Origin of the sequence: Pseudomonas sp. RIT409 (assembly GCF_003052515.2) — a bacterium.
Classification (GTDB): domain Bacteria; phylum Pseudomonadota; class Gammaproteobacteria; order Pseudomonadales; family Pseudomonadaceae; genus Aquipseudomonas.
Genome location: NZ_QARE02000023.1, coordinates 64,563 through 78,759, shown reverse-complemented (window position 1 = coordinate 78,759; position 14,197 = coordinate 64,563). Strand labels below are relative to the sequence as shown.

General features: G+C 61.7%; 11 protein-coding genes and 1 pseudogene. 5 read left to right on the top strand and 7 right to left on the bottom strand.

The features are described 5' to 3' along the window. Positions 1-135 (top strand): annotated as a pseudogene (locus DBP26_RS27405) (aldo/keto reductase); the annotation flags it as partial. 56 nt (positions 136-191) lie between these two features. On the opposite strand, the gene DBP26_RS22975 reads toward DBP26_RS27405, so the two are convergent. The 5 genes from DBP26_RS22975 to DBP26_RS22955 all read right to left on the bottom strand — a co-directional run bounded on the left by DBP26_RS22975 (position 192) and on the right by DBP26_RS22955 (position 5,720). After that, on the bottom strand, positions 192-1,268 hold the full coding sequence (locus tag DBP26_RS22975) for a nucleoside hydrolase (RefSeq protein WP_108240634.1): 1,077 nt from the start codon (positions 1,266-1,268) through the stop codon (positions 192-194). Between the two features lie 95 nt (positions 1,269-1,363). Beyond that, positions 1,364-2,677: an MFS transporter gene (locus DBP26_RS22970; RefSeq protein ID WP_108240635.1), complete on the bottom strand. Its 1,314-nt coding sequence runs from the start codon at positions 2,675-2,677 to the stop codon at positions 1,364-1,366. Positions 2,678-3,057: 380 nt separating this feature from the next. Further along, positions 3,058-3,690, bottom strand: coding sequence for an N-carbamoylsarcosine amidohydrolase (locus tag DBP26_RS22965; RefSeq protein ID WP_108240636.1), 633 nt, complete (start codon positions 3,688-3,690; stop codon positions 3,058-3,060). A 66-nt stretch (positions 3,691-3,756) separates the two neighbouring features. Then, entirely contained in the window at positions 3,757-4,575 is an 819-nt protein-coding gene (locus DBP26_RS22960) for an alpha/beta hydrolase (protein ID WP_108240637.1), read from the bottom strand. Then, positions 4,572-5,720, bottom strand: coding sequence for an FAD-dependent monooxygenase (locus tag DBP26_RS22955; RefSeq protein ID WP_108240638.1), 1,149 nt, complete (start codon positions 5,718-5,720; stop codon positions 4,572-4,574). Before DBP26_RS22955 ends, DBP26_RS22960 begins: the two co-directional genes overlap by 4 nt. Before the next feature lie 340 nt (positions 5,721-6,060). Between DBP26_RS22955 and DBP26_RS22950 the strand changes: the two genes are divergently transcribed. The 4 genes from DBP26_RS22950 to DBP26_RS22935 all read left to right on the top strand — a co-directional run bounded on the left by DBP26_RS22950 (position 6,061) and on the right by DBP26_RS22935 (position 12,038). Next, positions 6,061-7,110, top strand: a complete 1,050-nt coding sequence (locus tag DBP26_RS22950) for a 2,5-dihydroxypyridine 5,6-dioxygenase (protein ID WP_108240641.1) — start codon at positions 6,061-6,063, stop codon at positions 7,108-7,110. 143 nt (positions 7,111-7,253) lie between these two features. After that, positions 7,254-7,712 (top strand): MarR family transcriptional regulator, encoded by a 459-nt coding sequence (locus DBP26_RS22945; RefSeq protein WP_108240639.1) that lies wholly within the window; start codon positions 7,254-7,256, stop codon positions 7,710-7,712. 255 nt (positions 7,713-7,967) lie between these two features. Then, the gene (locus DBP26_RS22940) at positions 7,968-8,456 is read left to right on the top strand and encodes a (2Fe-2S)-binding protein (RefSeq protein ID WP_108576229.1); all 489 of its coding nucleotides are present in this window, start codon (positions 7,968-7,970) and stop codon (positions 8,454-8,456) included. Between the two features lie 15 nt (positions 8,457-8,471). Continuing rightward, positions 8,472-12,038, top strand: a complete 3,567-nt coding sequence (locus tag DBP26_RS22935) for a molybdopterin cofactor-binding domain-containing protein (protein WP_108576230.1) — start codon at positions 8,472-8,474, stop codon at positions 12,036-12,038. 114 nt (positions 12,039-12,152) lie between these two features. Here DBP26_RS22935 and DBP26_RS22930 read toward each other — a convergent pair whose 3' ends face one another. Both DBP26_RS22930 and pssA read right to left on the bottom strand, forming a co-directional pair. Beyond that, positions 12,153-12,809 carry a TetR/AcrR family transcriptional regulator gene (locus DBP26_RS22930; RefSeq protein ID WP_108239883.1) on the bottom strand — a complete coding sequence of 219 codons (657 nt, stop codon included), beginning with the start codon at positions 12,807-12,809 and terminating at the stop codon, positions 12,153-12,155. Then, entirely contained in the window at positions 12,806-14,149 is a 1,344-nt protein-coding gene (gene pssA, locus DBP26_RS22925; RefSeq protein WP_108239882.1) for a CDP-diacylglycerol--serine O-phosphatidyltransferase, read from the bottom strand. The genes DBP26_RS22930 and pssA overlap by 4 nt, the downstream gene beginning before the upstream one ends. Between the last annotated feature and the right edge of the window lie 48 nt (positions 14,150-14,197).

Genomic DNA, 14,197 nt, shown 5'->3' with positions numbered 1-14,197 from the left:
ATCGCTCACCCGGCGGTGACCTGTGCGATTCCTGGTACTGGAAACCCGAAGTACATGAAGGAGAACGCCGCCGCCGCGCAGGGGCCGTTGTTGACCGATGCGCAGCGCCAGCAATTGATCGCGCTGTTGGGTTGAGCCTGCTGGGCTGGCTGGCAGTCCGCGTGACTGCCAGCCAGCCGTGCCGACACGCCTCAGCGCTTGACTGGCACCGGCAGGGTGACCAGGTTGACGTACTCGTCCCAGAATTTTTTCTGATCCACCGCATACACCACCTTGGCTTTCTGGGTGCCCACCGGGGCGCCTTTCGCGTAGCCCAGCGAGCGGCCGTAATCCGGGCCGAAGTGGGTATCGATGTCCAGATTCAGGTCCTTGGAAGCGGTGACCAACTCCGGATGCACGAGGTACAGGGCAGGCAGGCTGTCCCAGGTGAAGCTCTGATAATGGGGGTCCTTGTCGAATGCCGGACCGAGGACGGCTTTGTACAGGTCGGGAATGACACCGGGCTTGGCCACGATCCGTTTGTAGATCGACGCATCGAAGGTGACCTTCTCACACACGTCGTTGGGGAATACCACATGCTCGATCGGTGAACGCAGGACGATCTTCGCCGCTTCGGGGTCGAACCACCAGTTGAACTCCGCGGCGGGCGTGGTGTTGCCGGGAATCTCGATGGCGCCCCCCATGTACACGATGCGCTTGATCAGCGGCACGATTTCCGGCGCACTGCGAATGGCCAGCGCGAGGTTCGTCAGCGGGCCGACGGCGAGGATCGTCACTTGGTGCGGGTTCTTCTTCACGCTGTCGATGATGAATTGAGTGGCCGATTCATCTCGCAAGCGGGTGTGACTGGCCAAGCCGTCTGGCGGTGCAACCAACTGTTCGGGCGACGTGGGGCGGGGATGTTTGAACGCCCCCGGCCATCCTGCACCGAACAGCGCTTTTTCCTGCTCGTAGGTGGCGAAGTCGTGCAACAGCGGGTATGCCGCGCCGGAATATACGCCGATGTCCTTCTCCACTCCCATGCGCTCGACGGCCTTGAGCGCATCGACCTGTTCCTGATCGACCCAGGCGTTGCCGCTGACCAGGGTCATGCCAAGCAGGTCGATGCGCTTCTGCGCGTGCAATTGCGCGAGCATGATGAAGGCCTGCCCATCGTCGTTGAGCACGTTGAAATCGGTGTCGAAAATAACTTTTTCCGCCGCCTGCAACGAGGTGGCGGACAGGCCCAGGGAGAGGGCCAGGGCGCAGCGTTTGAGGAATGCCTGCATGGGTCGGTTCCAGGGTTCGGGAAGGGAAGGGGGCTGAAAACGGTGGGGGCGCGTCTGGCCGACAACCTTCGGCCAGACGCCGTCCCACCCAACTTTCAGCGGTTGACGACCTTCGCAGGCAGCGCCACCACCAGCAGGCTGCTCAGCACCAGGCAGCCGGCGAAGAACCACAGCGCTCCCGCGCTGCTGCCCGTCACGTCGATGGCGATGCCCATCATCGAGTTGCTGACCAAACCGGCGATGTTGGCCAATGAGCATGCCAGGGCAAAACCGGTCGCTGCAGCGCGGCCCTTGAGGAAGGTCGCAGGCAGGCTGAAGAACACCGGTACCGCGCCGATGATGGCCGCCGAGGCGATGGCGAACAACGCCACGGTCGCCACCACGTTGTGGGTGAAGAACGGGCTGGCCGCCATGGCCACAGCGCCGACCCAGAAGGGCAGGATGATGTGCCAGCGACGCTCGCGGCGGCGATCCGAGCTGGCACCGATCATCAGCATCCCGATCAGCGCGGCGACACTGGGCAGGGCCGTCAGCACGCCGATGTGAAACGTGTCGGTGACGCCGGCGTTCTTGATGAAGGTGGGCATCCAGAAACCCATGGCGTAGGCGCTGAGCAGGATCGAAAAGTCGATGCCGCCGAGCATCCACACCTTCAGGTTGAAGAAGCCGTCGCGGAACGTGTGCTTGCTGTCTTTGCCCTCCGCATCGTCCAGGCGCAGCTCACCATCCAGCAGGGTTTGCTCCTGAGTGCTCAGCCACTTGGCGTCTTTTGGTGCGTTGGGCAAAGCCCAGAACGTCAGGATGCCCAGCAGCACGCTGGGTATGCCTTCAATCAGGAACAGCCACTGCCAGCCGCGCAACCCGGCCGCTTGGTCGAAATGGCCCATGATCCAGCCTGACAGCGGCCCCCCGATGACACTCGACAACGGCAAGCCGATCATGAACAGCGCAATGATGCGGCCGCGGCGGTAGGTCGGAAACCAGGTGGTCAGGTAGAACAAGACGCCTGGCAGAAATCCGGCTTCCGCAGCGCCCAGGAAAAAGCGCAGCACATAGAATTGCATCGGTGTGGTGACGAACAGGGTACACACCGACAAGGCGCCCCAGGTGATCATGATCCGGGCGATCCAGATCTTGGCGCCCACTCTCTCCAACACCAGGTTGCTCGGCACTTCGAACAAGATGTAACCGACGAAGAACAGCCCGGCACCCAGGCCGAAGGCGGTTTCGCTGAAGTGCAACTGGTCGAGCATCTGCAGCTTGGCGAAACCGATGTTGATGCGGTCCAGGTAGGCGGCCAGGTAGCAGAAACACAGGAAGGGAATGAGCTTCCAGGTGATCTTGTGATAAAGCGCTTTGATCGGATCCGCGGCGCTGGCCACGGAGGTTTCTACATTCGCAGAGGGCATGGGTTATCTCCTGGCAATTACAGGCTCGGTGCGAACCGCGATCGTCGCATCGTGCCTGTGGCCGGTGAACGCAGTGGCAGGTGATAGTGCCTGTGTTCGCTGCGTTCTCATACGGCCCTTTATGGTTTTTGTTAGCCGCACATCAAGTGCTTTGGCAAGCACCGAATGGCGACTTCCAAAGGCAGTGTCAGAAGACTGGACGGTGCACGCTGTCCAGTGGTGTGCGCATCCGGTTGCGCGACCCGTGCTCTGTGGCCGGGTTCTAATGGGGGCTGCTTTTTGCGGGAGCGCGCATGTCGGCGATGACGGGGTGGCATCCATCACAAGGGTGGCAAACCAACGGCTGTCGCCGGCAAGCGCGCTCCTGACGAAATTCCACGCTATTGGCTGAACTGCTGAATCGCTTCCTGCTTGCTCACCACATCCCCGTATTTGCTGTCGATGTCGAACAGGTTCGCCTCATGCGGGTCGGGGTGACGGTCGCCCACGCATTCGCGCACTACAATGGTCCGAAACCCGTGTTGAACGGCATCCACCGCCGTCGCGCGGATGCAGCCGCTGGTCGAGCAGCCAGCCAGCACCACGGTGTCGATGCCTTGGGCATGGAGCATCGATGCCAGGGAAGTGCCGAAAAACGAGCTGGCGTACTGTTTGCTGATCACCACTTCCTCCGGCAACGGCAGGACCTCTTCGCAAAACGCCGCCAACGGATTGCCTTCGACCATGTCCTTCATCACTGGCGCTTTCTTCACCCACATGCCGCCATCAGCGAAGTGCGTCGGGTGGTAGCGGATGTTGGTGTGCACCACGGGAATGCCATGTTCCCGTGCACTGGCCAACAGCGCCACGCTTTCGGCGACGGCGCTGACCACCCCCGGCGCGAAAAGCGGTGCATCGGGTTGGGTGTAGCCTTGCATGAAGTCGATCATCAACAGCGCGGGTTTTTTCCCGAAGCCGATGCGATTGCCCCATACGCCCTGATAATTGGCAGTGGCGGTTTGTTGTTCACTCATTCCGTTCTCCTTGGGAATACGGCGTGGAAGCTGAAGCAGGTTTCGTTGCCCGGAGGGACCAGGACCTCAAATCAGCGGTGCACCGAGAAAATCCCCGAACGCTGCGAAGAAGCCAGGCAGGTTGTCCCACGGGATCATGTGCCCGGCGTTTTCCACTCGGGCGATCAGAATCTTCGGTTGCAACTGCCGAATCTCGGCTTCGTCTTCCGGCAGAATCACGCCCCCGCGACCGGCCACGATCAGCAGGGCAGGCACGGGCAGGTGCGGCAGGTCGCGGTGGAAGTCCACGTCGTGGAAATCGTTGAATGCGCGCACGATGGCCGGCTCGTAGCAGGTGTGCAGCCACTCGGCGCGCAATTGCAATTGTTCCTCGGTCCAGGTCGGGCAGAACGCGCGCATCTCATCGGTATTCATGCCAGTCTGCGACTGTCGGATGGAATCGACGTACCACGGTAGCTTCGAGGGGTACTCCCGACGGCCGGGCCCGGAGACGGGTGGATCGATCAGCACCAGGCTTTTCAGACCTTTGGCGTTGCGCACCGAGGTCCGTACCGCAAAGCGTGCGCCCATCGAATGGCCGACCAAATGATAGCTCGCGATGCCCATCGCTTCGGCGAAGGCGCTGATGTCATCGGCGCAGGTGTCGACGCTGTAATCCAGGTCCGGACCGGTGGAAGACAGGCCGCGTCCCCGGGCATCCAGCACGTAAGTGTCGAACTGTTCGCCCAGCGTTTCGGCAACGAACCCCCAGGTGACTGCCGGGCTGGTGATGCCGGGAATCAGGATCAGCGCCGGCTTGCCAGCGTGCTGGGTGCCGCCGTAGCGCAGGTAATGCTGGCGGATGCCGTTGGCGTGCACGTTGCCGCCGCCCATGAACGTACTCATGCCGCCACCCCCGATTTCAGTGGCTGAGCGTACAGGTCGTAGCCGAACACCCAGGCGGGGTCTTCCTGGGTGCGCAGCCAGGTGTTGGCATTGGAGACCGCCTGTACGCGGGACGCCCGTTCCTTGCGGTTGGCTTCGTAGAGGGTGAAGGCGGTGCTGTAATCGGTCAGCCCGGTTTCCTGCAGGCAGCGGGTCAACATCGCGGCGTCTTCAATGGCCATGCCTGCGCCCTGAGCCATGTGAGGCTTCATCGGATGGCATGCATCGCCCAGCAGCACCAGGCGTCCGCGGCTCCAGAGCGGCAGCGGGTTGCGGTTGAGCAGGGGCCACTTGGTCACCGTCTCGGTGGATTCGATCAGCGCCTGGACGGTGGGGTGGTAACCGGCGAAGGCTTCGTACATTTCTTCCTGGCTGCTGTCGACGAAATTACCGTCGAAGTCCCACGCCGGATGCGGCACGCCGGTTACGTAGTAATACTCGTCGCGTTTGCCCGTGGTGTGATAGACCATCATGTGACGATCCTCGCTCCACCACTTCACGCAGTTCTCGAAGTCCAGGTTGTACTTGGTCAGCACATCGCTGCGGATCAGGGCACGGTGAGCGACCCAACCGCTGTACAGCGGTTTTTCGACACCGAGCAATTCCTCGCGGATTTTCGAGTTGATGCCATCGGCACCGATCACGATATCCGCCTCGGCGTGGGTGCCGTCGGCGAAGTTCAGGCGTACGGACTGATCGCGTTCTTCAAGGCTGGTGAGGCATTTGCTGAAGTGCACGCTGCCTGGCGCCAGCGTCGACATCTGCAGTGCGTGCAAGTCGCCACGGTGCACGGTGATGTAGGCCGCCCCGTACTCCTTGCGGGAGAATTCGCCCAGTTTGATGCGTGAAAGATAGTCGCCGGTGGCGCCTTCTCGGCTGAACCAGAAGTCCGGATGCGAGCCCATGTCGCTCAAGTGTTGCTCGATGCCCATCCGGCGAAAGATTTTCATGATGTTCGGACCCATGTGGATCCCGGCACCGATGCGCGAGAACGCAGGCGCTTGCTCATAGACGTCCACTTCAAAGCCCGCTTGTTGCAACAGTGTGGCGGCAGCAGCGCCTCCCAGACCGGCTCCGACGATGGCGATTTTTTGCGTGGTTGGCATGGCGCGCTTCCTTTGAATGGCGTGATCATCGAATGGCGGGTGACGAAACATGTCATCGCCATATTGCGTTTTTTAAGTGTATACGCTGATTTTTTTAAAAGTGAATAGCTAATTCAAAAAAGACGCCACGACGTCGCAAACAGGCATGTCACCTTTATAAACCCTGTAAATACGAGGTCTGAGTAGATAGGTAACAAAGTGGCGTGCCTATTGCAGCCTCGCATCAATTGATGTCTTATCGCTTCTAATCAGTGTGTACGCTTTAAAAAATGCACTAGTCTGAAGCGCCATGCCTTGCAATGGTGCAGTGGGCAAGCAGCTCAATGACGAGGAGACGAAAATGCCGGTTAGCGATTGCGAATTGACCCAGATGTTTGAGCACGTGCTGAGTCTGTCGAAAGTCGACAGCACCCAGAGCGTGGCGGTACTCAAGAGCCACTATTCCGATGCGCGGACGGTGCGCGCGGCGATGGACGCCGCTCAACGCCTCGGCGCGAAGGTGTACGCGGTGGAGTTGCCATCGTTCAACCACCCCAAAGCGATGGGCAACGACATGACCGCCTACTGCGGCGACACTGCGCTGACCGGGAATCTCGCTGCGCAGCGGGCGCTGGAGGCGGCCGACTTGATCGTCGACACCATGATGCTGTTGCACTCGCCCGAGCAGGAACAGATTCTCAAGACCGGCACGCGCATTCTGCTCGCCGTGGAGCCGCCTGAAGTGCTGGCGCGGATGCTGCCGACGCTGGCTGACAAAGAGCGAGTGTTGGCAGCTGAGCGCGTGTTGAAGGCTGCGCGTTCGATCCATGTGAAGTCCCGTGCGGGCAGCGATTTCCGCGCGCAGTTGGGGCAGTACCCGTCGGTGACCGAATACGGTTTCGCTGACGAGCCGGGGCGGTGGGATCATTGGCCCAGCGGCTTTTTGTTTTCCTGGCCCAACGAAGAAACGGCGGAAGGAACGCTGGTCATTGACGTGGGCGATATCGTGCTGCCGTTCAAGACCTACTCCCGCGAGCAGATCACGCTGGAGATCGAAAAGGGTTTCATCACCCGCATTCACGGCGGGTTCGAAGCGGAATACCTGCGCGATTACATGAAGTATTTCAACGACCCGGAGGTCTACGGCATTTCCCACATCGGCTGGGGCTTGCAGCCGCGTGCGCAGTGGACGGCCATGGGGCTGCACGACAAGAACGACGGCATGTGCATGGACGCGCGAGCGTTCTATGGCAACTTCCTGTTCTCCACCGGGCCGAACACCGAAGTCGGCGGCACCCGCAAGACCCCATGCCACCTGGACATTCCGCTGCGCCATTGCGACATCTACCTGGATGACCAGGCGGTGGTATTGGCGGGGGATGTGGTGGCGCCGGAGGCTTCGAAGGCCTGAAACACGGCGTGCAGCCGAGCCTGGATCGAGGGAAGTGTGCGCACTTTCGCGGTCGCGATCCGGGCGGCTTGTAAGACTCCCTTTAAGTGCTCGCACCCGTTAATGTACTCACCACTCCCTACAGGTCGCCGAACGAGTCATCCGTGTCCACTGACAACCTTTCCAACCCCGATAAGTCCTACACCTTTTCTGAGCAGGTGGGCCATTTACTGCGCAAGGCTTACCAGCGGCATCTGGCGATTTTCCAACAGAATGTCGGCGATTCGCAGCTGACGGCCGTGCAGTTCGTGACGCTGTGTGCCCTCCGCGACCATGGTCCGAGTTCCCAGACCGAACTGGTCAAGGCCACCGCCGTCGACCAGGCGACCATCCGCGGTATCGTCGACCGCCTCAAGGCCCGTGATCTGATCAGCCTCGATCCAGACCCTCAGGACCGGCGCAAAGTCATCTGCAGCCTCACCGCCAGCGGCCTGCAGTTGGTGCAGGAAACCGTACCGCGCGCGGCGCAGATCAGCGAAATCACCCTCAGTCGGCTCAACCCGGCAGAGCGTGTAGCGGTGTTGTTTTTGCTGCGCAAATTGATCGACGAGCCAGAAGAGTAGGCGCCTCCCTCCAGCGCCTGTCGGCATCTCACGCCGCACGAACGCTCACCGCTGAACGCCCTCGACCCGCTCCTGCCCAAGACGCAGGGGCACTGATAGGTTCGGGGGTTGCCGCGTAGCGAACGGAAAACCCTTTCACTGCAGAACTCCCTTTTCCTACAGCAATTTCCCCACTGGCACATTTCCTGCTCGCTTTTCATGAAGTGAATACTTCATTAAAAGCCGTGCGCCGTCAGTAACACTCGAGGAAATGCAATGAGCGATCAACAGGCAGCGGGGGAGATGACCCTGACGCTCCAAGTCAATGGCCAGGCCACCTCGGTCACCGCCATGGGGGACACGCCGCTGCTGCTGGTGCTGCGCAACGACCTACAGCTCAACGGCCCGAAATACGGCTGTGGTCTGGGCGAGTGCGGTGCGTGCACGGTGATCATCGACGGTGTCGCGGCCCGCTCATGTGTATTCCCGCTTGCGGGTGCGCAGGGACGAGACATCACCACCTTGGAGGGGATCGGTTCCCGCGATTGCCCTCATCCGGTGCAGCAGGCGTTCATCGACGAGCAGGCCGCGCAATGCGGCTATTGCATGAACGGCATGATCATGACCGCCAAGGCCTTGCTTGACCGCAACCCGCACCCCAGTGAAGCCGAGATCCGCAGCGAGCTCTCGGCGAACCTGTGCCGTTGCGGCACTCACATCGAAATTCTGCGTGCGGTCATGCGGGCCGCCCGCCACCCGCTCTGAACGGACCCGCCTCTCATGACCCAGACCCTGCCCACCCGCGATTTCCTGTTGGCCAAGAACGGCGTTCTGCTCGTGGTCGACGACATCCTTCCGCCATCAGGCCCGGTCGCCAAGGGCGGCACGCCTACGGTCAAGCCCAAGGAGCTGGGGTTGTTCATCGCCATCAACGACGACAGCACGGTCTACGCGTTCAACGGCCATGTGGACCTGGGGACCGGCATTCGGACCTCGCTGGCGCAAATCGTCGCCGAGGAACTGGACCTGCGGATGGACCAGGTCACGATGGTGCTGGGCGATACCGAACGCGCCCCGAACCAAGGTGCGACGATTGCTAGCGCGACCCTGCAGATTTCCGCCATCCCGTTGCGCAATGCGGCGGCCGAGGCCCGACGCTTCCTTTTGAACAAAGCCGCTGAGCGCTGGGGCGTCGGCGCTGAAACATTGGGGATCGAGCAAGGCGTGATCAAAGGCGGCGATGGGCGGGCGGTGGCCTTTGGGGAGTTGCTGGTCGATCAGCACATCGAGCTGCGCATCTCAGGCGACGCACCGCTCAAGCGCCTCGAAGACTACAAGCTGGTCGGCACCGTGGCGGCGCGGGTGGACATTCCCGGAAAGGCCACCGGCGAATTGACCTACGTTCATGACATGCGTCTGCCGGACATGCTCCACGGCCGGGTCGTTCGCCCGCCCTATGCCGGTTACGACACCGGCGAGTTCGTAGGCACCAGCTTGCTGAGCGTCGACGAGTCGTCCATTGCGCACATTCCCGGCATCGTCAAGGTCGTGGTGATCGGCGATTTCGTTGGCGTGGTGGCGATGCGTGAAGAGCAGGCCGTCAAAGCCGCCGAGGCGCTGAGCGTCAGTTGGAAGCCCTGGCGGCATCTGGCGCCGGATATGACGGATATCGAACAGGCCATCCGCGACAACCCGCGCGTGCAACGGGTGGTGCTGGACAAGGGCGATGTCGACCAGGCCCTGGCTGAAGCCAGCGAGCGGATGACCCGCACTTACCTGTGGCCCTACCAGATCCACGGCTCGATCGGACCGTCCTGTGGCCTGGCGGACTACCGTGAAGACGGCATCCGCATCTGGTCCGGCACCCAGAACCCCCACATGCTGCGGGCCGATATCGCCTGGCTGCTGGAGTGTCCGGAAGAGCGGATCGAGATCATTCGCATGGAGGCCGCGGGCTGTTACGGCCGTAACTGCGCGGACGACGTGTGCGCCGATGCGGTATTGCTGTCCAAGGCTGTTGGCCGTCCGGTGCGCGTCCAACTGACCCGCGAACAGGAACATGCGTGGGAACCGAAGGGGACGGCGCAACTGATGGAGGTCGATGGCGGCCTCGACGGCAACGGCGGTGTCGCCGCTTACGACTTCACCTCCAGCTACCCCTCGAACAACTCGCCCACGTTGGCATTGCTGCTGACCGGGCGGGTCGAACCGGTGCCGGTGATGTTCGAGATGGGGGATCGCACCTCGATTCCGCCGTACGACATCGACCACATGCGGGTGACCATCAATGACATGGCGCCCATCGTGCGGGCATCCTGGATGCGCGGTGTGTCGGCCTTGCCCAACACCTTTGCCCATGAATCGTACATCGATGAGTTGGCCTTCGCTGCCGGCGTCGACCCCGTGGAGTACCGGCTGCGTTATCTGCACGATGACCGGGCATCGGATCTGGTCAAGGCCACCGCCGAGCGGGCGCAGTGGTCGCCGCGCACGCAGCCGATGCAGACGCCGGAACAGGATGGCGTGCTACGCGGACGGGGCTTTGCCTATGCGCGCTACATCCACAGCAAGTTTCCCGGGTTCGGCGCAGCGTGGGCGGCCTGGGTCGCGGACGTCGCCGTTGACCGGCACACCGGCGATGTGTCGGTCACGCGGGTGGTGATCGGTCACGATGCCGGAATGATGGTCAACCCCGCTGGGGTTCAGCACCAGATCCACGGCAACGTGATTCAATCCACCAGTCGTGTGCTCAAGGAACGGGTGACGTTCGAGGAGTCCACCATTGCCAGCAAGGAATGGGGCGGCTATCCGATTCTGACCTTCCCGGAGGTGCCGAAGGTCGACGTCATGATGATGCCGCGCCAGACCGAACCGCCGATGGGGGCGGGGGAGTCGGCATCGGTGCCGAGCGCTGCGGCCATTGCCAACGCCATTTATGACGCCACCGGCATCCGTTTTCGCGAGTTGCCCATCACCCCTGAACGCGTCCTCGCGGCGTTGAAAAGTGCCGGGGACGCGGCCAATGGCGCACCACCGGCATCCCCCAAGGCCAAGCGCTCGAAATGGCTGTTCGGTTCGTTGTTCGCGGCATTGGGTGCGGCACTGGGCATGGCTGCGACGGCGTTGCCTTGGCGCGCTGAAATCGCCCCCATCACGCCACCTGCCGCAGACACCTGGTCGGCCGCGACGCTCGAGCGTGGCCGTTTACTTGCTGCGGCTGGCGACTGTGCGGTCTGCCACACTGCGCCAGGCGGTATCAGGAATGCCGGTGGGCTGGCGATGCAGACGCCGTTTGGCACCTTGTACAGCAGTAACATCACGCCCGACCCTGAGACCGGCATCGGCAAGTGGTCCTATCCGGCCTTCGAGCGGGCAATGCGCGAGGGCATCAGCCGTGACGGCAAGCATTTATACCCGGCATTCCCTTACACGGCGTTTCGCAATATCGACGATGCGGACATGCAGGCGCTGTACGCCTACCTGATGGCCCAAGCGCCAGTCAAACAGGTGCAACCGGCCAACGACCTGCGTTTCCCCTTTAGCCTGCGCCCGCTGATGGCTGGCTGGAACGCGCTGTTCCTGCGCAGCGGCGAAGTGCAGGCTCAGCCCCAGCGCAGCGAGCAATGGAATCGCGGACAGTACCTGGTCAACGGTCTGGGCCATTGTGCGGCGTGCCATTCGCCGCGCAATGTCATGGGCGCGGAAAAAGGCGGTGCGTCGTTTCTTGCCGGGGGGACAGTGGACGGCTGGGAAGCGCCCGCGCTCAACGGTCTGTCGAAAGCACCGACGCCTTGGACCGAAGACCAATTGTTCAATTACCTCAGTACGGGCTACTCCGATGCCCACGGGGCCGCGGCCGGTCCGATGGGGCCGGTGGTGGCCGAATTGTCGAAATTGCCCAAATCGGACGTGCGAGCGATGGCGGTCTACCTCGCCTCGCTGAACGGCTCGGCAACGGCGACCGCATCGGCCGCCGCACCCGAGCCGCAGCCCCGTGTTTCCGTGCAGTCGCTGAGCAACGGTCAGCGCGTATTCGAAGGTGCCTGTCAGGGGTGTCACGCCGATGGTCAAGGCCCGAAATTGTTCGGCGTAAGCCCGTCGTTGGCCACCAACACCAATGTGCACAGTGCCTTGCCCGACAACCTGATCAAAGTGATTCAACAGGGCATTGCCAATCCGGCGACGCGGGACCTGGGCTACATGCCCGGCTTCAAGGACAGCCTCACTGACACGCAGATCAGTGATCTTGCCGCCTATCTGCGCAGTCGTTTCGCGCCGAATGAGCCGCAGTGGACAGGGTTGCCGGAACGAGTGGCGTATCTGAAGGCCAATCCCGGAACCCATTGACCCCACAAAAATCTCTGGGGGCCCGCTCGCCTGCGATCGGAGTGTGTCAAACGACATACTCCGATCCGTGCCAGCGGCATCCCGGGCAAGCGCGCTCTTGGAGGTTGATTCGCGTTAAATCGTGGATTCAGGCAACACCCGAACCCCACGTACCACCAAATCCTGAATGAACACCAGCCAATCCTGCCGCTGCCCCTGGGCACCCATGTCCTGGCCGAGGAATGAAGTGAGGGTGTGCAGGTTGGAGTTATAGAAGTAGCACAGCGAGGCGATCATCAGGTACACGTGCTTGATGTCGACATCCTGGCGGAACAGTCCCTGCTGTTGGCCCGCTTCGATGATCGGGCGCAGTACGCCCACCGCTTCACCGGACAACCTTCGCAATTCGCTGGACTGCCGGGCGTGCTTGCCCTTGTGCAGGTTCTCGATGCTGAGGATGGCGACAAATTCCGGGTGGGTGACGTAATAATCCCAAACGAACGCCACCAGTTGGCGCAAGGTCTGCTCCGGGGTCGAAGGGTCCAGCTGCAACGTGCTTTCGGCCTGGTTGAAGCGTTCGTAAGTGTGTTCGAGCACCTTCACGAACAGCTTTTCCTTGCTGCCGAAGTAGTAATAGATCATCCGGTCGTTGGATTCGGCCTGCGCTGAAATCTTCTCGATCCGCCCACCCGAATAACCGTCGCGGGTGAACACAGTGATCGCCGCTTGCAGAATTCGCGCGCGGGTCTCTTCGGCCTGCTGGGCGCGCACCCCTGTGTTCTTGCCCATCAGAGGATCCGATACAGCAAGCGCTCGACACGGACCCGGCTGACCCGACGCAGAAAAGTGCGCACGCCCGTCGGGTATTCGCTGAGGGTATCGAGCTCATCGAACTTGCCGACGCGATGCGTATTGCGCATCAGTTGCCTGATTTCTTCGGCACGGGGGGCAAGCCATTCGCTTCTGGGGTCGTCGATCAGTACCGCGTTTTCCAGGTCGAGCTGGAAGGCCCGTGGATTGAGGTTGTTGCCGGTGAGCAAGGTGTAACGCTCGTCGGACCACAATCCTTTCAGGTGGAAGGTGTGATCGCCGTCTTTCCACAAGTGGATATTCAACGCTTGTTTCTCGACAGCGGCCTGATGCTTTTGCATGAACCGGCGCAGGCTGATTTCGTAGAGATAGGGCAGCGCGGAAATGACCTTGAACGGTTCCTGCGGCGGGATGAAGAAATCGTTTGCGGTCTTGTCACCGATGATGATGTCGATGGTCACCCCGCGCTTGAGCGCCCGGTTGATTTCTCGTTTGACCGCCAGCGGCATATTGAAATATGGGGTGCACAGCGTCAGATGGTGGCGCGTCTGGGCGATCAGTTCGCAGATCACCTTGCTCAGCGCGTTCTTGTTGCCGATGCCCAGCAGGGGGATGAGGCGCAATTCGCCGTTTTCGCGAATGCCTTCGCTGACGTCGTAGCTGGCGCGCTTGAGCCGTTGACGGAACTGCCGGATCTCGCCGCGAAGGCTGCGTGACGAAGGGGGCGAGGGCAGGTCCAGGCGATGCACGGCCTCGGAAGGCAGAATCTCCTGATGCACCAGCCGGAGGAATGCATCGGCCAGCGCCTTGTTTTCCAGCAGTTGATAGCGGTCCAGGCGGTATTTGCCCAGCTTGTGCAGGTAGACGTTGTTGATGCTGGCACCGGTGTAGATCACGCAGTCGTCGATCACGCTGCCTTTGAGGTGCAGCACGCCGAACAGCTCGCGGGTCTGCACAGGCACGCCGTAGATCGGCACCTCCTGGTCGTGCTCCAGATTCTGCGCCTGATACCAGGCCGCGTTGCCGGCTTGTTTGCCTGCGCCGATCAGCCCGCGTTGCGCGCGGAACCAGTCGACCAGCACCACCACCTCAAGCTCTGGGCGCGCAGTCTTGGCCGCGTACAGGGCATCGAGGATCTCCTGACCGGCTTCGTCCTGCTGGAGGTAGAGCGCCACGATGCAGATGCGCCGGGTCGCCGAAGCAATCTTTTCCAGCAGCATGCGCCGGTAGTCGGCAGCGCTTGGCAAGAGGGTGATCGCCGCGCTGGGCGCTTCGAAACCGCGCAGCGCTGCAAGGGTGGAACGTCGGAAGGGAGCCCGCATAAGCCTCTCGAGGGATCGGAAATCAACAGCGCACGAGCTTACACCAGA

Bases quoted from the DNA above. Each gene is read 5' to 3' on its own strand.
- DBP26_RS22975 (WP_108240634.1), bottom strand. From the start codon at position 1,268: ATGCAGGCATTCCTCAAACGCTGCGCCCTGGCCCTCTCCCTGGGCCTG.
- DBP26_RS22970 (WP_108240635.1), bottom strand. From the start codon at position 2,677: ATGCCCTCTGCGAATGTAGAAACCTCCGTGGCCAGCGCCGCGGATCCG.
- DBP26_RS22965 (WP_108240636.1), bottom strand. From the start codon at position 3,690: ATGAGTGAACAACAAACCGCCACTGCCAATTATCAGGGCGTATGGGGC.
- DBP26_RS22960 (WP_108240637.1), bottom strand. From the start codon at position 4,575: ATGAGTACGTTCATGGGCGGCGGCAACGTGCACGCCAACGGCATCCGC.
- DBP26_RS22955 (WP_108240638.1), bottom strand. From the start codon at position 5,720: ATGCCAACCACGCAAAAAATCGCCATCGTCGGAGCCGGTCTGGGAGGC.
- DBP26_RS22950 (WP_108240641.1), top strand. From the start codon at position 6,061: ATGCCGGTTAGCGATTGCGAATTGACCCAGATGTTTGAGCACGTGCTG.
- DBP26_RS22940 (WP_108576229.1), top strand. From the start codon at position 7,968: ATGAGCGATCAACAGGCAGCGGGGGAGATGACCCTGACGCTCCAAGTC.
- DBP26_RS22935 (WP_108576230.1), top strand. From the start codon at position 8,472: ATGACCCAGACCCTGCCCACCCGCGATTTCCTGTTGGCCAAGAACGGC.
- pssA (WP_108239882.1), bottom strand. From the start codon at position 14,149: ATGCGGGCTCCCTTCCGACGTTCCACCCTTGCAGCGCTGCGCGGTTTC.